This is a genomic window from Pseudomonas sp. 2,4-D (assembly GCF_030418155.1).
In the GTDB taxonomy this organism is placed as follows: domain Bacteria; phylum Pseudomonadota; class Gammaproteobacteria; order Pseudomonadales; family Pseudomonadaceae; genus Aquipseudomonas; species Aquipseudomonas alloputida.
The window spans coordinates 61,255-80,043 of sequence record NZ_JAUHUI010000024.1; the positions used below are offsets into that span (position 1 = coordinate 61,255).

15 protein-coding genes are annotated in these 18,789 nt (G+C 62.9%); 4 read left to right on the forward strand and 11 right to left on the reverse strand.

All coding sequences use genetic code 11. The annotated features are described in order from the left end of the window. Positions 1-88: 88 nt before the first annotated feature. The 4 genes from pheA to mtnA form a co-directional block, all read right to left on the reverse strand. A complete protein-coding gene (gene pheA, locus QYE47_RS17375; RefSeq protein WP_010952807.1) occupies positions 89-1,192 on the reverse strand; it encodes a prephenate dehydratase in 1,104 nt (367 codons plus the stop codon). Continuing rightward, complete coding sequence (serC, locus tag QYE47_RS17380) at positions 1,185-2,270, reverse strand: 3-phosphoserine/phosphohydroxythreonine transaminase (RefSeq protein ID WP_026031981.1); 1,086 nt, start codon at positions 2,268-2,270, stop codon at positions 1,185-1,187. Before serC ends, pheA begins: the two co-directional genes overlap by 8 nt. 214 nt (positions 2,271-2,484) lie before the next feature. Beyond that, positions 2,485-5,244 (reverse strand): DNA gyrase subunit A, encoded by a 2,760-nt coding sequence (gyrA, locus tag QYE47_RS17385; protein WP_014592026.1) that lies wholly within the window; start codon positions 5,242-5,244, stop codon positions 2,485-2,487. Between the two features lie 365 nt (positions 5,245-5,609). Next, positions 5,610-6,686, reverse strand: coding sequence for an S-methyl-5-thioribose-1-phosphate isomerase (gene mtnA / locus QYE47_RS17390; protein ID WP_019439148.1), 1,077 nt, complete (start codon positions 6,684-6,686; stop codon positions 5,610-5,612). Positions 6,687-6,796: 110 nt separating this feature from the next. Here mtnA and ubiG point away from each other — a divergent pair, with 110 nt between their 5' ends. The 3 genes from ubiG to QYE47_RS17405 all read left to right on the forward strand — a co-directional run bounded on the left by ubiG (position 6,797) and on the right by QYE47_RS17405 (position 9,067). Next, a complete protein-coding gene (gene ubiG, locus QYE47_RS17395) occupies positions 6,797-7,495 on the forward strand; it encodes a bifunctional 2-polyprenyl-6-hydroxyphenol methylase/3-demethylubiquinol 3-O-methyltransferase UbiG (RefSeq protein WP_003252662.1) in 699 nt (232 codons plus the stop codon). A 2-nt stretch (positions 7,496-7,497) separates the two neighbouring features. Continuing rightward, on the forward strand, positions 7,498-8,169 hold the full coding sequence (gene mupP, locus QYE47_RS17400; protein ID WP_010952803.1) for an N-acetylmuramic acid 6-phosphate phosphatase MupP: 672 nt from the start codon (positions 7,498-7,500) through the stop codon (positions 8,167-8,169). A 157-nt stretch (positions 8,170-8,326) separates the two neighbouring features. Further along, entirely contained in the window at positions 8,327-9,067 is a 741-nt protein-coding gene (locus QYE47_RS17405; protein WP_003252656.1) for a YciK family oxidoreductase, read from the forward strand. 118 nt (positions 9,068-9,185) lie between these two features. Here the strand turns inward: QYE47_RS17405 and QYE47_RS17410 are convergent, their stop codons facing one another. The 7 genes from QYE47_RS17410 to QYE47_RS17440 all read right to left on the reverse strand — a co-directional run bounded on the left by QYE47_RS17410 (position 9,186) and on the right by QYE47_RS17440 (position 17,197). Then, the gene (locus QYE47_RS17410) at positions 9,186-9,971 is read right to left on the reverse strand and encodes a TenA family transcriptional regulator (protein ID WP_010952802.1); all 786 of its coding nucleotides are present in this window, start codon (positions 9,969-9,971) and stop codon (positions 9,186-9,188) included. Between the two features lie 30 nt (positions 9,972-10,001). Next, positions 10,002-12,458 (reverse strand): EAL domain-containing protein, encoded by a 2,457-nt coding sequence (locus tag QYE47_RS17415; protein ID WP_070384213.1) that lies wholly within the window; start codon positions 12,456-12,458, stop codon positions 10,002-10,004. A gap of 286 nt (positions 12,459-12,744) precedes the next feature. After that, positions 12,745-14,577: an ABC transporter ATP-binding protein gene (locus QYE47_RS17420; RefSeq protein WP_014592030.1), complete on the reverse strand. Its 1,833-nt coding sequence runs from the start codon at positions 14,575-14,577 to the stop codon at positions 12,745-12,747. Next, a complete protein-coding gene (locus QYE47_RS17425) occupies positions 14,570-15,202 on the reverse strand; it encodes a DsbA family protein (RefSeq protein ID WP_014592031.1) in 633 nt (210 codons plus the stop codon). The genes QYE47_RS17420 and QYE47_RS17425 overlap by 8 nt, the downstream gene beginning before the upstream one ends. A gap of 3 nt (positions 15,203-15,205) precedes the next feature. Then, positions 15,206-16,138 carry a rhodanese-related sulfurtransferase gene (locus QYE47_RS17430; RefSeq protein WP_070384214.1) on the reverse strand — a complete coding sequence of 311 codons (933 nt, stop codon included), beginning with the start codon at positions 16,136-16,138 and terminating at the stop codon, positions 15,206-15,208. Between the two features lie 227 nt (positions 16,139-16,365). Next, positions 16,366-16,662, reverse strand: coding sequence for a BolA family transcriptional regulator (locus QYE47_RS17435; protein ID WP_010952797.1), 297 nt, complete (start codon positions 16,660-16,662; stop codon positions 16,366-16,368). A 10-nt stretch (positions 16,663-16,672) separates the two neighbouring features. Then, on the reverse strand, positions 16,673-17,197 hold the full coding sequence (locus QYE47_RS17440; protein WP_014592033.1) for a DUF2059 domain-containing protein: 525 nt from the start codon (positions 17,195-17,197) through the stop codon (positions 16,673-16,675). A 154-nt stretch (positions 17,198-17,351) separates the two neighbouring features. On the opposite strand from QYE47_RS17440, the gene QYE47_RS17445 reads away from it, so the two are divergent. Next, a complete protein-coding gene (locus QYE47_RS17445) occupies positions 17,352-18,746 on the forward strand; it encodes a class II fumarate hydratase (protein ID WP_070384215.1) in 1,395 nt (464 codons plus the stop codon). The last annotated feature ends 43 nt before the right edge of the window (positions 18,747-18,789 follow it).

Below are 18,789 nucleotides of genomic sequence, written 5' to 3' on the forward strand. Positions count from 1 at the left end.
CCCGCTCCCACAGAGCTCGGCATCACATGCTCACTGTGGGAGCGGGCATGCCCGCGAAGGGCTGCAGGGCAGCCCCAAGGCCCCTGAATCAAAGCACCGCCTTCGGATAAGAGCCCAGCACCTTCAGCGCCACAGCCTCCTGGCTGATCTGCTCGAGCACCGCCTTGATCAGCGGGTCGCGGTGGTGGCCGACGAAGTCGATGAAGAACACGTAGGTCCACTTGCCGCTGCGCGACGGGCGGGTCTCGATGCGGGTCAGGTCGATGCCGTTCTGATAGAACGGCACCAGCAACTCATGCAACGCACCTGGCTTGTTGCTCATCGAAACGATGATCGAGGTCTTGTCGTCGCCGGTCGGCGGTACTTCCTGGTTACCGATCATCAGGAAGCGCGTGGAGTTGTCCGGGCGATCTTCGATCTTCTCGGCCAGGCGGGTCAGGCCGTACAGGTTGGCCGCCATATCGCCGGCGATCGCCGCCGAGTTCCACTCGCCCTTGACTCGCTTGGCCGCTTCGGCATTGCTCGATACGGCCACGCGCTCCACGTTCGGGTAGTGCGCATCCAGCCACTTTCGGCACTGGGCCAGCGACTGGGCGTGGGAGTAGATGCGGGTGATGCTGTCGGTCTTGGTGTTCTCGCCCACCAGCAGGTGGTGGTGGATACGCAGCTCGACCTCACCACAAATCACCATGTCATGCTCGAGGAAGCTGTCCAGGGTGTGGCTGACCGCACCTTCAGTGGAGTTTTCCACCGGCACCACACCGAAGTTGACGGCACCGGCCGCCACTTCACGGAACACTTCGTCGATGGCCGCCATCGGCCGACTGATCACCGCGTGGCCGAAGTGCTTCATGGCCGCCGCCTGGGTGAAGGTGCCTTCAGGGCCGAGGTAGGCGATTTTCAGCGGCTCTTCCAGGGCCAGGCACGACGACATGATTTCGCGGAACAGCCGCGCCATCTCTTCATTGCCCAGCGGGCCCTTGTTGCGCTCCATCACGCGCTTGAGCACCGCAGCTTCACGCTCGGGACGGTAGAACACCGGCTTCTCGCCTTCTTTGAGCGAGGCAGTCTTGACCCGGGCCACTTCTTCGGCGCAGCGGGCGCGGTCGCTGATCAGCTCGAGGATTTTCTCGTCGAGGCTGTCGATGCGTACGCGCAGCGCCTTGAGCTCCTGTTCGGACATGTCAGCCATGCTCCTTCTCGAATTCAGCCATGTAGCCTACCAGCGCTTCTACCGCTTCCAGGCCCAGGGCGTTGTAGATGGAGGCGCGCATGCCGCCAACCGAACGGTGGCCCTTGAGGTTGAGCAGGCCACGCGCGTCGGCGCCAGCGAGGAAGGCCTTGTCCAGGCGCTCGTCAGCCAGGCGGAACGGCACGTTCATCCACGAACGGGCGTTGACGCTGATCGGGTTGGTGTAGAACTCGCTGCGATCGATGAACCCGTAAAGGCAGTCTTTCTTGGCACGGTTGCGCTGCTCCATCGCCTCGACACCGCCCTGCTCTTTCAGCCACTCGAAGACCAGGCCCGAGAGGTACCAGGAGTAGGTGGCCGGGGTGTTGTACATCGACCCGTTGTCAGCCGAAACCTTGTAGTCAAGCATGGTCGGGCAGCTGCTGCGGGCATGGCCCAACAGGTCTTCGCGCACGATCACCACCACCAGACCGCTTGGGCCGATATTCTTCTGCGCGCCGGCGTAGATCAGGCCGAACTGCGACACATCGATCGGGCGCGAGAGGATGTCGGACGACATATCGACCACCAGCGGTACGTCACCGGTTTGCGGCACCCAGTCAAACTGCAGGCCACCGATGGTCTCGTTGGACGCATAGTGCACGTAGGCTGCGTTTTTGGTCAGGTTCCACTCGTTCTGGCCAGGGATGGCCAGGTAGTCGTAAGGCTTGGCAGTGGCGGCGACGTTGACGTTGCCGAAACGGCGCGCTTCCTCGATGGCCTTTTTCGACCAGATGCCGGTTTCGATGTAGTCGGCCGTGCCGTTTTCCGGCAGCAGGTTCAGCGGGATTTCAGCGAACTGCTGGCTGGCGCCCCCTTGCAGGAACAGCACCTTGTAGTTGGAGGGGACGGACAGCAGGTCACGCAGGTCCTGCTCGGCCTTTTCGGCGATGGCCACGTAATCGTCGCTGCGATGGCTCATTTCCATCACCGACAAGCCCTTGCCACGCCAGTCCAGCATCTCGGCCTGTGCGCGCTGCAGGACAGCGTCAGGAAGCGCGGCAGGGCCTGCGCAGAAGTTAAAGGCTCGTTTGCTCACATCCACTCTCGCTCTGCCAAATAGAACAAAAACTATCACATGGGTTCGCAGCGACCCTGTGGGAGCGGGCGAGCCCGCGAACACCGGCAAAGCCGGTGCCATCTACCGCAGTGTCTGCTTCGCGGGCATGCCCGCTCCCACAAGGCCGGGCTTTGCCAGCTGTTATCAGTCAAACGGGGCGACCTTGGTCGCCCCGTTCGGGTTTCACGCTTGATTACTCTTGCGGGGCCTCTTCGGCGCCTGCAGCTTCGTCTGGCGCTTCGGCTTCGACACCCTCCTCGTCCGCCTCGATCACTTCATCGAGTTCGTCCTCGGACGGCTCCTGAATACGCTCCAGGCCCACCAGTGTCTCATCGGCCGCCAGCTTGATCAGCGTAACGCCCTGGGTGTTGCGGCTGAGGCTGGACACCTCGCCAACCCGGGTGCGAACCAGCGTGCCCTGGTCGGAAATCAGCATGATCTCCTCGCCTTCCTGCACCTGGATAGCCCCGATCAGCAGGCCGTTGCGCCCTTTGGTACCCATGGCGATCACACCCTGGCCACCGCGGCCGCGACGCGGGAATTTGGACAGCGGGGTGCGCTTGCCAAAGCCACGCTCGGAGGCGGTGAGGATCTGCGAGCCGGACTCCGGGATCAGCATCGAAATGATCCGCTGGCCTTTGCCCAGCTTCATGCCGCGTACACCACGGGCGTTGCGGCCCATTTCACGCACGACGCTCTCGGCAAAGCGGATGACCTTGCCAGCGTCGGAGAACATCATGACTTCCTTGGCGCCATCGGTGATGGCTGCGGCAATCAGGGTGTCGCCTTCCTTCAGCTTCAGGGCGATCAGGCCGTTGGAGCGCGGACGGGCGAACTGCACCAGCGGGGTCTTCTTGACGGTACCGGAAGCGGTCGCCATGAAGATGTATGCGCCGGTCGGCTCTGCAACCCACTCCGGGGTGTCGCCGTCTTCTTCGTCGACTTCCTCGGCCTCAACCAGCTCACCCTCGAGCACGGTGTCATCAGCCTCGTCCAGCAATTCGTCGAGGTCGGCGTTCTGCTGCAGCGCTTCGAGGTCGATCTGCAGCATGGCGGTGATGCGTTCACCCTCCTCCAGCGGCAGCAGGTTGACCAGCGGTCGACCGCGGGCAGCGCGGGACGCTTCGGGGATTTCGTAGGTCTTCTTCCAGTACACCTTGCCCTTGCTGGAGAACAGCAACAGGGTGGCATGGCTGTTGGCGACCAGCAGGTGCTCGATGTAGTCCTCGTCCTTCACGCCGGTCGCGGACTTGCCTTTGCCGCCGCGGCGCTGGGCCTGGTAGGCGGACAATGGCTGAGTCTTGGCATAACCACCATGGGAGATGGTGACCACGCGCTCTTCTTCCGGGATCATGTCGCCGTAGTTGAGGTCGTGGCTGGCATTGAGGATTTCGGTGCGGCGCACATCGCCGTACTCGGCACGGATGGCCTCCAGCTCCTCGCGAATCACTTCCATCAGGCGCTCGGCGCTGCTGAGGATGCGGATCAACTCGCCGATCTGCTCGAGGATTTCCTGGTACTCGGCCAGCAGCTTCTCGTGCTCCAGGCCGGTCAGGCGGTGCAGGCGCAGGTCGAGAATGGCCTGGGCCTGTTCCGGCGACAGGAAGTACTTGCCGTCATGCAGGCCGTACTGCTCCGGCAGGTCCTCAGGGCGGCAGGCGTCGGCGCCGGCGCGCTCGACCATGACCTGCACGGCACTGGATTCCCACGGTGTGGAAACCAGGGCTTCCTTGGCTTCGGACGGCGTCGGCGAGGCCTTGATCAGGGCAATGACCGGGTCGATGTTGGACAGCGCAACCGCCTGGCCTTCCAGGATATGGCCGCGTTCACGGGCCTTGCGCAGCTCGAATACGGTACGGCGGGTCACCACTTCACGGCGGTGGCGGACGAACGCTTCGAGCAGGTCCTTGAGGTTGAGCAGGCGCGGACGGCCGTCAACCAGGGCCACCACGTTGATGCCGAATACGCTCTGCAGCTGGGTTTGCTGGTAGAGGTTGTTGAGCACCACTTCCGGCACCTCACCGCGACGCAGCTCGATGACGATGCGCATGCCGTCCTTGTCGGACTCGTCGCGCAGCTCGGTGATACCTTCGATCTTCTTCTCTTTGACCAGCTCGGCGATCTTTTCGATCAGGCGCGCCTTGTTCAGCTGATACGGCAGCTCGGTGATCACGATCTGCTGGCGACCGCCAACCTTGTCGATGTCTTCGATCTCGGAGCGGGCGCGCATGTAGATGCGGCCACGACCGGTGCGATAGGCCTCGATGATGCCCTGGCGACCGTTGATGATGCCGGCAGTCGGGAAGTCCGGGCCAGGGATGAACTGCATCAGCTCATCGATGGTGACTTCCGGGTTGTCGATGAGCGCCAGGCAGCCATCGATGACCTCGCCGAGGTTGTGCGGCGGGATATTGGTCGCCATGCCCACGGCAATACCGCTGGAACCGTTGACCAGCAGGTTGGGAATACGCGTCGGCATGACCGCCGGGATCTGCTCGGTGCCGTCGTAGTTGGGCACCCAGTCGACGGTTTCCTTGTGCAGGTCGGCCAGCAGTTCGTGGGCCAGTTTGGTCATGCGCACTTCGGTGTATCGCATGGCAGCAGCGTTGTCGCCGTCCACCGAACCGAAGTTGCCCTGGCCGTCGACCAGCAGGTAGCGCAACGAGAACGGCTGGGCCATACGCACGATGGTGTCGTAGACCGCAGTGTCGCCGTGCGGGTGGTACTTACCGATCACGTCACCGACCACACGGGCGGATTTCTTGTACGGCTTGTTCCAGTCGTTGCCCAGTTCGCTCATCGCATAGAGAACGCGGCGATGCACGGGCTTCAAGCCGTCACGCGCATCGGGCAGCGCTCGCCCGACAATCACGCTCATCGCGTAGTCGAGGTAAGACTGTCTCAGTTCGTCTTCGATATTGACCGGGAGGATTTCTTTGGCCAGTTCGCCCATGAGAAGCCTGATTCCTTTTTCTGGTGAAACTTCGCAGCTCCATCAAGGGCCGAACGAAGCTCGCCGCCGCAGCGCATAAGGGTGCGACGACTTACGACAAATCAATGAGTTGTGCCATGGATCTGCGCAATGAAGGCCGCCGTGATGGGCGGTCTTGGAAACTGCCGGATGTTATCACAAACGCAGGGGCGGTGGGGAGAGGTGGCAGTTGGTCTCAGCCGCGTTTGAAACCTGATTTTTGTATTGCCTGCACCGGCCTCTTCGCGGGCTCGCCCGCTCCCACAGGTTCACCACAGCCCTAAGGCCATGCGATATCCCTGTGGGAGCGGGCAAGCCCGCGAAGAGGCCGGTGAGACGATACAAAGTCAGTGCAGGCGCTTGCGGCAAATCAACTGGGCCAGTTTGGCAGTATCCGGACGCTCTACAACACCCCGTTCGGTCACGATAACGTCAATCAGGTCGGCCGGGGTCACGTCGAACACCGGGTTGAATACCTGCACATCCCGTACCGCCGGGGCACCGCCAAAGTCCAGCCACTCGTCGGCGTCACGCTCTTCCAGGGGAATATCCTCGCCGGTTGCCAGGTTCAGGTCGATGCTGGTGCTCGGCGCCACCACCATGAAGCGCACCCCATGGTGCATGGCACTGACGGCCAGCTGATAGGTGCCGATCTTGCCGGCCATGTCACCATTGGCAGCGATGCAGTCCGCCCCCACCACCACCCAGGTGATGCCCTTGGTCTTCATGAGGTGGGCCAGCGCGGAGTCGGCACAAAGGGTCACCGGAATTCCCTCGTTGGCCAGCTCCCAGGCCGTCAGGCGCGAGCCCTGCAGCCAAGGGCGAGTCTCACCGGCATAAACCTGCTCGACCATGCCTTCCAGGTAGCCGGCACGGATCACCCCCAGTGCGGTGCCAAAGCCACCACTGGCAAGGGCGCCGGCGTTGCCGAAGGTGAGCAGGGCCTGGGCATTGCCCTGATGACGACGGATCAGTTCGATACCCTGCTGGGCCATGGTCAGGTTGGCCTCACGGTCGCTTTCGTGAATGGCCACCGCTTCGGCCTCCAGCGCCGCCAGAACGTCTTCTTCCGGACGCAGGCGCAGCAGACGCTCGCGCATGCGGTTCAGCGCCCAGAACAAGTTGGCGGCGGTAGGACGCGCTTCGGCGAGGGTGAGAAAGTCGTCTTCCAGGTCCATTTCCCAATCGCCACCTTCGGCCAGCCGCTCTTCAAGGGCCAGTACCAGGCCGTAAGCTGCGGCAATACCGATCGCCGAGGCGCCGCGCACTGCCATGTCACGGATGGCTGCGGCCACCTGCGCAACATTGTCGCAGGCCAGCCAACGCTCCTCCGACGGCAGCAGGCGCTGGTCGAGCAGGTGCAAGGCGCCGCCCTGCCAGCGGATCGCGGTCACCTTCTCCGCCGCCAAAAGTCGCTCGCGCATCGCCTCTCCCCGTCATTCGGATATCAAAAACGGGCGATTATAGCGACCCTCGCGGCCAAGCGCTCGGGTATACTCCGGCGCAATTTTGCGAAGTTTCAGAGGACTGTTCAATGAGCAACGTCGACCGCGCCGAAATCGCCAAGTTCGAAGCGCTGGCCCACCGCTGGTGGGACCGCGAAAGCGAGTTCAAGCCGCTGCACGAAATCAACCCGCTGCGCGTCAACTGGATCGACGAGCGCGTCAGCCTGGCCGGCAAGAAAGTGCTGGACGTGGGTTGCGGTGGCGGCATCCTCAGCGAAGCCATGGCCCTGCGCGGCGCCACGGTCACCGGTATCGACATGGGCGAGGCGCCACTGGCGGTGGCTCAGTTGCACCAACTGGAGTCCGGCGTGCAGGTGGAATACCGGCAGATCACCGCCGAAGCCCTGGCCGAGGAAATGCCCGAACAGTTCGACGTGGTTACCTGCCTGGAAATGCTCGAGCACGTGCCCGACCCGTCTTCGGTGATCCGCGCCTGCTACCGCATGGTCAAGCCGGGCGGCCAGGTGTTCTTCTCCACCATCAACCGCAACCCCAAGGCCTACCTGCTGGCCATCGTCGGCGCCGAGTACATCCTGAAGATGCTGCCGCGCGGCACCCATGACTTCAAGAAATTCATCCGCCCGTCCGAGCTGGGCGCCTGGAGCCGCGATGCAGGCCTGCAGGTGAAGGACATCATCGGCCTCACCTACAACCCGCTGACCAAGCACTACAAGCTCAACAGCGACGTCGACGTCAACTACATGATCCAGACCCTGCGCGAGGAATAAGCATGCGTTTGCGAGCAGTACTCTTCGACATGGACGGCACCTTGCTGGACACGGCGCCGGACTTCATCGCCATTTGCCAGGCCATGCTCGCCGAACGCGGGCTGCCGGCCGTTGACGACAACCTGATCCGTGGCGTTATCTCGGGTGGCGCCCGCGCCATGGTTGCCACTGCGTTCGCCATGGACCCGGAGGCTGACGGCTTCGAGGCCCTGCGCCTGGAGTTCCTCGAGCGTTACCAGCGCGACTGCGCGGTGCACAGCAAGCTGTTCGAGGGCATGGCCGAGCTGCTGGCCGACATCGAGAAAGGCAACCTGCTGTGGGGCGTCGTCACCAACAAGCCGGTGCGCTTCGCCGAGCCGATCATGCAGCAGCTGGGCCTGGCCGAGCGCTCGGCATTGCTGATTTGCCCGGACCACGTGAAAAACAGCAAACCCGACCCCGAGCCGCTGATCCTGGCCTGCAAGACGCTGAATCTGGACCCGGCCAGTGTGCTGTTCGTCGGCGACGACCTGCGCGACATCGAGTCTGGCCGCGACGCAGGTACCCGCACGGCAGCCGTGCGCTACGGCTATATTCATCCAGAGGACAACCCCAACAACTGGGGTGCCGACGTGGTGGTGGACCACCCGCTGGAACTGCGCAAAGTGATCGACAGCGCGCTGTGCGGCTGCTGAACCCAGACCGATGACCGGGCACCGCCCTTTTGTAGGAGCGGGTTTACCCGCGAATGCGTCCGATCAGACGCCAGTGTTGTCTGGGCTGACGCATTCGCGGGCAAACCCGCTCCTACGATAGCCCCGGGCCGCCCACACGAACTCGAAGGACAGAACCATGTTCGACTACACCGCCCGCCCCGACCTGCTGCAAGGCCGGGTCATCCTGGTTACCGGTGCCGGCCGTGGCATTGGTGCCGCAGCTGCCAAGGCCTATGCCGCCCTGGGTGCCACCGTGCTGCTACTGGGCAAGACCGAGGCCAACCTGAACGAGGTCTACGACCAGATCGAAGCCGCCGGCCACCCGCAGCCGGTGGTTATCCCGTTCAACCTGGAAACCGCCCTGCCACACCAGTACGACGAGCTGGCGGCCATGATCGAAGGCCAGTTCGGCCGCCTCGATGGCCTGCTCAACAATGCGTCGATCATCGGCCCGCGCACACCGCTGGAACAGCTGTCGGGCGACAACTTCATGCGCGTGATGCACATCAACGTCAATGCCACCTTCATGCTCACCAGCACCCTGCTGCCGCTGCTGAAGCTGTCGGAAGACGCTTCGGTGGTGTTCACCAGCAGCAGCGTGGGGCGCAAGGGCCGGGCTTACTGGGGCGCCTATGGCGTGTCGAAGTTCGCCACCGAAGGCCTGATGCAGACCTTGGCTGATGAACTGGAAGGCGTGGCGCCGGTGCGCGCCAACAGTATCAACCCAGGCGCCACGCGCACGGCAATGCGGGCCCAGGCCTACCCCGGCGAGAACCCGCAGAACAACCCGCTGCCCGAAGAGATCATGCCGGTGTACCTGTACCTGATGGGGCCGGACAGCACAGGGGTGAACGGGCAGGCGTTCAACGCCCAATAAACCTGCATCGGCCTCTTCGCGGGCTTGCCCGCTCCCACAGGTAGGGCGCAATCCTTGAAAGTTGCGGTGATCCTGTGGGAGCGGGCAAGCCCGCGAAGAGGCCGGTACAGGAAAGCGATCAGCCCGCAGCCAACGCCGGCCGCATACGGCCTTGCTGGCGCCCTTCCAGCTGCATGCAGCGCTCCAGGAACAGGAACATGCAGTCGTAACTCTTGCAAATGGCCCTGCGCAGCTCGGTCCGCAACCCCAGGGTGGGGTTCTCACCAGCCAGGGTACAGATGATTTCCAGCGCCTCCCACGGGTGCGCATCGTCATACTGGGCATGCATCTTCAGCCACTTCATCGCCCGCTTGCGCCCTTCTTCAGGAAACCCCTGCGCATAGGTGTCGGTCGAGCACACCACCGCCGACCATTCACCGGTCGCGCCTTCGATGGCGTAGTTGGTCGCCGCCATGGAAATGGCCAGGTTCTCGGTGGCGCACACCCGCCAGCACCAATCGTTCAGGCCGTTCAGCTCGGGCGGCACTTCTTGCGCCTGCAACTCGTGCAGATGCACACCGTGCGCCTGGCACCAGTTCACCCAGTAGTCGGCATGGTTGAGCTCGACGCGGATGTTGCGCATCAGCCAGCGCCGCGCCATGTCCTCGCCCTGATGCCGGCCATAGCGGGTCTTGGTCAGGTTATGCGCCATGTACAACGAAAACTGCTCCACCACCGGCCAGCCACCGATGAGGTACTGGCGGATGGTCGATTGCTTCAGCTGGCCATCGCGTAGTCGTGCATAAAACTCATGCTCAACCACCCTGCGCTTGCTCTCGCGGCAGTCTTCAATCAGTTGCTGGGCCCATTGGGGGTAACTGGCGGGGTCCATCAAAGGCCCGATACGAACGAATGCGTCAATCACTTTCAGCTCCTTGATCCTTGTGATTTCCAACTAGCGAAACGTGCCAGGTGCTCGCTGCAACAGAGGCCGGGCGGCGATCCGTTGGCGCTGCAGACTGTCACAGGTGAACACCTGGGGGCGTTCGATCAGGTAGCCCTGGGCGTAATCCACGCCTATTTCCTGCAAGGCCTGCTCGATCAAGGGTGTTTCGACGAACTCGGCAATCGTGCGCTTACCCATCACATGGCCGATATGGTTGATGACCTCGACCATGGCCCGGTTGACCGGGTCGTCGAGCATGTCCTTGACGAAACTGCCGTCAATCTTCAGGTAGTCCACGGGCAAATGCTTGAGATAGGCGAACGAGGACATGCCGGCGCAAAAATCATCGAGCGAGAAACGGCAACCCAGCCCTTTCAGCTCGTTGATGAAGCGAATGGCGCTGCCCAGGTTGGCAATGGCGCTGGTTTCGGTAATTTCAAAGCAGATCATTCGCGGCGGAATGGCGTATTCGACAAACAACCGCTGGAGGTATTCAAGGAACTTGTCGTCGCCAATGCTGGACCCCGACAGGTTGATGGCACAGGTCGACAATGGCCCTTCACGCCCTTCTTCCAGGCACTGGCGTATGACCATGAACACATTGCGCACCACCCAGCGGTCCAGCGCGGTCATCAGGCCGTAGCGCTCGGCCGCCGGGATGAAGCTGCTGGGCAGGATGGTGCGGCCGCTTTCGTCGTGCAGGCGCAACAGAATTTCGATATGGCCCGGGCCCTCGAAGGATTTGAGCGGGGCGATTTCCTGGGCGTAGAGGCAAAAGCGGTTTTCTTCCAGGGCCACATGCAGGCGCTGGATCCAGGCCATCTCGCCAAAACGCATGGACAGTTCGCTGTCGTCGGCGTGGTACACCTGCACACGGTTTCGGCCCTTTTCCTTGGCCATGTAGCAGGCCATGTCGGCGGCGCGCAGCGAGGCCTCCAGGGTACCGGGGGCCTGGGCCATATGCACAAGGCCAATGCTGACCGTGGTCACGAACGGCCGCCCTTTCCATACGAAGTGCAGGCTCTGCACCATCTGGCGTAATTGTTCGCCGATGCGCTCGGCCTGGTCGGGCGGGCAGTTTTCCAGCAGCACGCCAAACTCATCGCCGCCCAGCCGCGCGAGCGTATCGCCCTCACGCAGGCCGGATTGCAGCACCGCGCAGATGTGCCGCAGCAACTCATCGCCGGCAGCGTGGCCACAGGTGTCGTTGACCAACTTGAACTGGTCGAGGTCGAGGAACATCAGCGAATGCCGCCCGGCCTGGCGCGCCAGGTCGTTGAGCGCCTGCTCCAGGCGGTATTCGAACTCGCGGCGGTTGGCCAGCCCGGTCAGGGCGTCGTGAGTTGCCTGCCAGGACAGGTTGGCGATGTACTGGCGTTCCTGGGTCATGTCGTGCAACACCAGCACGATGCCACTGACCTGGCCATCATTGAGGATCGGCGAGCCTACCAGGTTGATCGACACGGTACTGCCGTCCAGGCGCTGGATCAGCCGGGCATGCTCGGAGCCGCCCTTGAGGCTGCCGCTGAGCACCTGTTCGACCAAGCTGCGACCGTCCTCCTCGGCGTGTTCATCAACCAGGCTGAACAGTGCCGACAGCGGCAGGCCCTGGGCCTGGCCGGATTGCCAGTGGGTCAATTGCTCAGCGGCCGGGTTCATGTAGCCGATACTGCCCTCGACATCAGTGGTGATCACCGCATCACCGATGGCCTGCAGGGTAATCTGCGCTCGCTCTTTTTCTTCCTGCAGGGCGCTGGCAAAGGCCTGGCGCTGGGCCAACAGCTTGCTGGAGCGGCGCCAGGCAATGGCGATCAGGAACATCGCGGTCAGCAGGTTGGTGATCAGCAGCACCCGCAGCAACATACGCGAGCCTTCACCCAAGGCATCACTGAAGGCCTTGGCCGCCGGGGTCACGCCTTCGTTGATGGCGACAATGCGGGCCTTCCAATCGCTGACAGTGCCTGGATCCGCCGGGCCATTGGCAAAACGCTGGCGCATTTCACCGGCCAGTACATCCAGCTTGGCCAGATAGTCGTCACCGATGTCCCAGTAATCGATGGCTGTCTGCATATAGCTGACATGGCGAAAGTTACGGTAGAACCAGATGATCCGCTCGACATCGTCAGGGTGGTTGCCACCTTGCAGAACCGCCTGTCGCGCGGCATCCAGATCAGGGTTGGGGTGATCGAGCACCTCGCGCAGACGATGGTCACCCTGAGGCACGGTAATGGCCTGGCGATAGCGTTGGTAGGTGCTGTCGTCGCGCGTCTCGCCGTACAGACTGAGGTAGTAGATGGCATCTTTCTGCGCCTTGGACCACAGGCTTTCGCCCGCGACATAGGCGCGCACGGCCGAGAGCGTATAAAGGCTGAGGCTGCCCAACGCCACCTGAAGGACCACGACGGCGATGAAAGGCCATGTGATGCCGAGCAACTTTGGCGCTTCGAGTGTGCGATGTCCCTTCATGGAGTCCCTGTCACAGAGCAGATAAGGCGTAAATCGACCCAGACAAGCACAGCGTAGGCCATTTGCCATCGCTGTGGCGGGGATTTTTATGACAAGGAATCGGGGATTTTTACAGCGTACGCGCTGGCCATTGTAGGAGCGGGTTTACCCGCGAAGAAGACACCGCGGTGGATGGCACGGGCTTCGCCCGTGTTCGCGGGCAAGCCCGCTCCCACAGGGTCGCACCAGCTTTTAGAAATTGAGCAAGACTGTTGCTCCCAAAAGCCCGGTGAAGGCAGCCAGATAATCAGCTCTGCTGCAGATGCCCATACAGCTTGGCGTATAACCCACCCTCGGCAATCAGCTGCTGATGGTCGCCGTCTTCGGCCACGTGCCCGCCATCGAACACCAGTACCCGGTCGGCCTGTTTCACCGCCGACAAGCGATGGGCGATGATCAGCGTGGTGCGGCCGCTGAGGAAGCACGCCAAGGCCTGATGCAGGTTGTACTCGGTGGCGGCATCCAGGGCTGAGGTGGCCTCGTCGAGGATCACCACCTTGGGCTCAGCCAGTACCATGCGGGCAATGGCCAGACGCTGGCGCTGGCCACCGGACAAGCGCACGCCTGAACGCCCTACCACACTGTCCAGGCCTTGCGGCAAGGCGGCGATGGTGGCATCCAACTGGGCGATGCGCAGCGCCTGCCAGCAGGCATCATCGCTACAGTCGCGACCCATGGTCAGGTTGGCACGCACGCTGTCGTTGAACAGCGACGGGTGCTGCAACACCACCGCGACGTTCTCGCGCAGGGTTTCCAAACCGATTTCCTGCAGGCTGGCCCCGCCAAAGCGGATGGTCCCGGCCTGCGCGCTGTAAAGGCCCAGCAGTAGCTGCACCAGCGTGCTCTTGCCGCCGCCGCTGGCACCGACAATCGCCACCTTCTCACCCGCAGCGATGGACAGGTCGAGGTGCTCGAGCACCGGCTCGTCGGCATAGGCAAAGCGCAGGTCGCGCACTTCAATGCCCACCGTTTCGCGCCCGGCGAACGGGTCGCTGGCGGCCGGGTATTGCGGCTCGTCGGCACGCGCCAGCAGCTCGTTGAGGCGGCTCAGCGCACCGCCTGCGGCGTAGTACGCATATTGCAGATTAAGCAGTTGCTCCACCGGACCGATCATGAACCACAGGTAGCTGAACACCGCCAGCATCTGGCCGATCGACAGGTCGGAAAACAGCACGGTCAGCATGGCCGCCGCGCGGAAGATGTCGATGCCGAACTGGAACAGCAGACCACTGGCACGGCCACTGGCATCGCTTTTCCATTGCGAGTCCACGGCGTAATCGCGCACCTCGCGGGCACGCAAACCCAGGCGGCCAAGGAAGTAGCCCTGGCGGTTGCCGGCGCGGATTTCCTGGATGGCATCCAGGGTTTCCGCCAGCGCCTGGGTAAAGCGCGCGGTGCTGTCGTTCTCGAGTTTTTTCAGGTGTTTGACCCGCTTGCCCAACTGCACGGTGAAGTAGATCACCAGCGGGTTGAACAGCAAGATCAGCAAGGCCAGCTGCCAATGCATCCAGATCAGGATGGCCGCCGTGCCGGTCAGTGTCAGCATGGCCACCAGGAAGCGGCTGAGGGTTTCGCCAACGAACTTGTCGAGGGTGTCCAGGTCGGTGACCAGGTGGGTGGTCACCGTGCCGCTGCCCAGGCTTTCGTACTCTTTCAGCGAAATACGCTTGAGGCGCTCGATCAGGCGGATGCGCAGGCGGTAGACGATGTCCTTGGCCAGCCCGGCGAACAGCTTGGACTGGATCACGTTGAAGGCCAGCGCAGCCAGGCGCAGGCATAGGGTGAGCGCCAGCATCAGGCCGATGTAGCCGGCTGCTACCTGCCAGTTGGACGGCAGCAGGTGGTTCATCCACTTCAGCGCGGCATCGCCATGGCCGAGCAGTACTTCGTCCACCAACAGCGGCAGCAGCAGCGGAATGGGCACACTGCAACACGCCGCCAATAACGCAACGAGGTTGGCGGACCAGAGGTTTTTCTTGTGATGCAGGGCCAGGCGGCGGATTTCCGCCCAGCTCAGTCGATCGCCCGCAGTGTATGGCTTGCCCGGTACCGGGTCGGGTGACCCTGGTACATCAAGCACAGGCGGCCTGCTGCAGCCAGCGGCCGAGCAAGGATTGCAGGCGCTCCAGCGGCTGGTAGCCGTTGGTCAGCAAGGCCAGTTGGCCATTGCGCTCGGCCAGCAAGGTCGGGAAACCGGCAATACCCAGATCCTGGGCCCAGGCGAAGTCGGCCGCGGTGGCGGCGCGGGTATCGGCACGGGCGAAGGTTTCGGCAAACGCGGCACGGTCGAAGCCACACTGGGAGGCCAGCTCGACCAGCTGCGGCGCGGTGGTTACATCGATGCCCTGTTCGTAGAACGAACGCTGGATCAACGCCAGCAGCGGCCAGACGCGCTCGGCATCCAGCTCGCGGGCCGCGACCAGGGCGCGGCAGGCCGGCTCGGTGTCGTAGACGAAGCCGTCAGGCATGGCCCCCTCGAAGCGGAACGGCTGGCCGGTAGCATCAGCCACCGCCTGCCAGTGTTCCAGGATGTACTTGCGAGTGGAGCTGTCCAGGGCGCTGCCGCCAGTGCGCAGCCCGCCCGGTACCAAGTGGGCAGGCACGCCTGCCTCACGCGCCTGGGCGATCAGGGCCGCGGCCACTGGCGCAAAACCCCAGCACCAGGAGCACATCGGGTCCATCACATAGATCAGGCGTGCAGACATGCTTCAAGCCTCGGCTTTGTAGTTGTAACCGATCGGATGCGGCAGGTTGCGGGCCTTGGCCAGCTCGATCTGCTTCTGCCGGTCGATGGCACTGCGCCGGGTCTTCTCGCTCAGGCTGTCCCAGCAATGCGGGCAGCTGACACCTGGCGAATAGTGCTCGGACGCGCGCTCCTCTGCATTGATCGGATGGCGGCAGGCGTGGCACTGGTCGTACTCGCCCTCGCTCAGGTCATGACGCACCGTAACCCGGTTGTCGAAGACGAAGCAGTCGCCGTCCCACAGGCTTTCTTCCTGAGGCACTTCCTCGAAGTATTTCAGGATGCCGCCCTTAAGATGATAGACCGACTCGAAGCCTTCACCGAGCATGTAGCTGGAGGCTTTTTCACAACGGATGCCGCCGGTGCAGAACATCGCGACCTTCTTGTGCTTGCTCGGGTCGAAATTGGCCTTGATGTACTCCGGGAACTCACGGAAGGTTTCGGTCTTCGGGTCGATGGCGCCCTTGAACGTACCGATGGCCACTTCGTAGTCGTTGCGGGTGTCGATCAGCAGCACTTCAGGGTCGCTGATCAGGGCGTTCCAGTCCTTGGGCTCGACATAGGTGCCAACGGCCTGGTTGGGGTCTACGCCCGGCACGCCGAGGGTGACGATCTCTTTCTTGAGCTTGACCTTGGTGCGGTAGAACGGCTGTTCGTCGCAGTACGACTCTTTATGGTCGATGTCGACCAGACGCGAGTCGCTGCGCAACCATGCCAGCAGGCCATCAATGGCTTCCCGGGTGCCCGAAACGGTGCCGTTGATGCCCTCGTGGGCCAGCAGCAGGGTGCCTTTGACGTTGTTGTCGAGCATGGTCTTGAGCAGCGGCTCGCGCAGCTCGACGTAATCTTCCAGGGTGACGAACTTGTACAGCGCCGCGACGACGATGGCTTGAGACATGTAACGGAATCTCCAGGTGGTTGCCCTCGTAAGGGGCGGACCGGGTTTGACAGGTATAGAAAAAGCATGGGGGCGCTTTGCGCCCCTTTCGCGACACAAGGCCGCTCCCACAGGGACCGCGTAACCCGATGGCTAGTGCGGTTCCTGTGGGAGCGGCCTTGTGTCGCGAAAGGGCCGCAAAGCGGCCCCCGGATCTTGCAGGATTCTACCAGAACAACAGAAAGGTTTCAGTGCCCGCCGCCTGCACACACGGGCGAGGCCGGTGCAACGCCGACCTTGGCCCACTCTTCGGCGGTGTAGGTGTGGATGGCCAGGGCATGGATCTCGCCCATCAGCTCACCCATGGTGGCGTAGACCTTCTGGTGGCGCTTGACGCTGTTCAACCCGGCGAACTGCTCGCTGACGATCACCGCCTTGTAGTGGGTCTCCTGACCACGACTGTGCATGTGACTTTCGTTGAGCACTTCCAGATGTTGCGGCGCCAGCGCGGCCAGTTGCTGTTCGATACGTTGTTGCATGGTCATTGCGGCGTACTCACTTCTTCGCTGGGGCGGCGGCCTTGCCTGCGTTCGGGTCCAGCTCTTTGGTCATGTCTTCCAGCAGCTTGTTCACCACCGGTACTGCTGGTTCCAGGCTCTGCTGGGTCAGCTGTGCCGACTGCTGAGTGACCTTGGGCATTTCACGCAGCACTTTCTTGCCCAGCGGCGATTCGTAGAACTTGACCAGGTCCTTCAGCTCCTGCTCGGTGAAGGTGCGGGTGTACAGGTCGACCATCTTCGGCTTCAGCTTGTTCCAGCCGATGGCGTTGTCCAGCGCGGCATTGGCCTTGGCCTGGTAGCTTTCCAGTACGGGCTGCTTGGCGGCCGGGGCCTTGGTCTGGCCGAAACGCTGGGCGAACATCTGCTGCACTTGCATGTACACCGGGGTGCCCAGCTTGTCGGCGTTGGCCAGGGTCAGGAATTTCTCGGCAGCAGCGTTGTGGCTGGCGGTGGCAGCGAGTACCTGGCCGCTGGCGCAAACCAGGGCAACGGCGGCACAAAGGACACGGAGACGGGTCATTGCATTTCCTTCAAAGAGAGGGAGGCGGGCACCTCAGAGTAGAGCATTCTGCGCCGTGGTGGCGATGTGCTCAAGTGGCACGACGAGCGACGGAACCGCTCGGTCGAATCAGGGCCTAAACTGCGATTTCGAACTACACAGGAGTGAGTACAGAATGAGCCGTATCGAGACAGACAGCCTGGGCCCGGTCGAAGTTCCGGAGAACGCCTACTGGGGTGCGCAGACCCAGCGTTCGCTGATCAACTTCGCCATTGGCAAGGAACGCATGCCCCTCGCGGTATTGCACGCCCTGGCACTGATCAAGAAGGCCGCGGCGCGCGTCAACGACCGCAATGGCGACCTGCCGGCCGACATCGCCCGGCTGATCGAACAGGCCGCCGATGAAGTACTGGATGGCCAGCACGACGATCAGTTCCCGCTCGTCGTCTGGCAGACGGGCAGTGGCACCCAGAGCAACATGAACGTCAACGAGGTGATCGCCGGACGCGCCAACGAACTGGCCGGCAAAGGCCGTGGCGGCAAGGCGCCAGTACACCCCAATGACCACGTCAACCGCTCGCAGAGCTCCAACGACTGCTTCCCCACCGCCATGCACATTGCGGCAGCCCAGGCGGTGCATGAAAAGCTGCTGCCGGCCGTCACCGAACTGTCTTCGGGGCTGGCCGAGCTGTCGATGCGTCACCACAAGCTGGTAAAAACCGGCCGCACGCACATGATGGACGCCACGCCGATTACCTTCGGCCAGGAAGTGTCGGCCTTCGTCGCCCAGCTCGATTACGCCCAGCGCGCTATCCGCGCCACCCTGCCGGCGGTGTGCGAGCTGGCTCAGGGCGGCACTGCCGTGGGTACCGGGCTCAACGCCCCGCAGGGGTTTGCCGAGGCCATCGCGGCCGAGCTGGCGGCGCTGTCCGGCCTGCCGTTCATCACTGCACCCAACAAGTTCGCCGCCCTCGCCGGCCACGAGCCGCTGACCAGCCTGGCGGGGGCCCTGAAGACCCTGGCCGTGGCCCTGATGAAAATCGCCAACGACCTGCGCCTGCTGGGGTCCGGCCCGCGCGCCGGGCTGGCCGAGGTGCGCCTGCCAGCCAACGAGCCGGGCAGCTCGATCATGCCGGGCAAGGTCAACCCTACCCAGTGCGAAGCGCTGTCGATGCTGGCCTGCCAGGTACTGGGCAACGACGCGGCCATCGGCTTTGCCGCCAGCCAGGGGCATTTGCAGTTGAATGTGTTCAAGCCGGTGATCATCCATAACCTGCTGCAATCCATCGAATTGCTGGCCGATGGTTGCCGCAACTTCCAGCAGCATTGCGTGGCGGGTATCGAGCCGGATGCGGAGCAGATGGCCGCGCACCTGGAGCGCGGGTTGATGCTGGTGACGGCGCTGAACCCGCATATCGGCTATGACAAGGCGGCAGAAATTGCCAAGAAGGCTTACAGCGAGGGCACGACCTTGCGCGAGGCGGCCTTGGCGTTGAAGTACCTGACCAATGAACAGTTCGACCAGTGGGTGCGGCCAGAGAACATGCTGGCGCCGGGCGGCAAGGGTTGACTGCTCTGTAGCCTGTACCGGCCCTTTCGCGGGTAAACCCGCT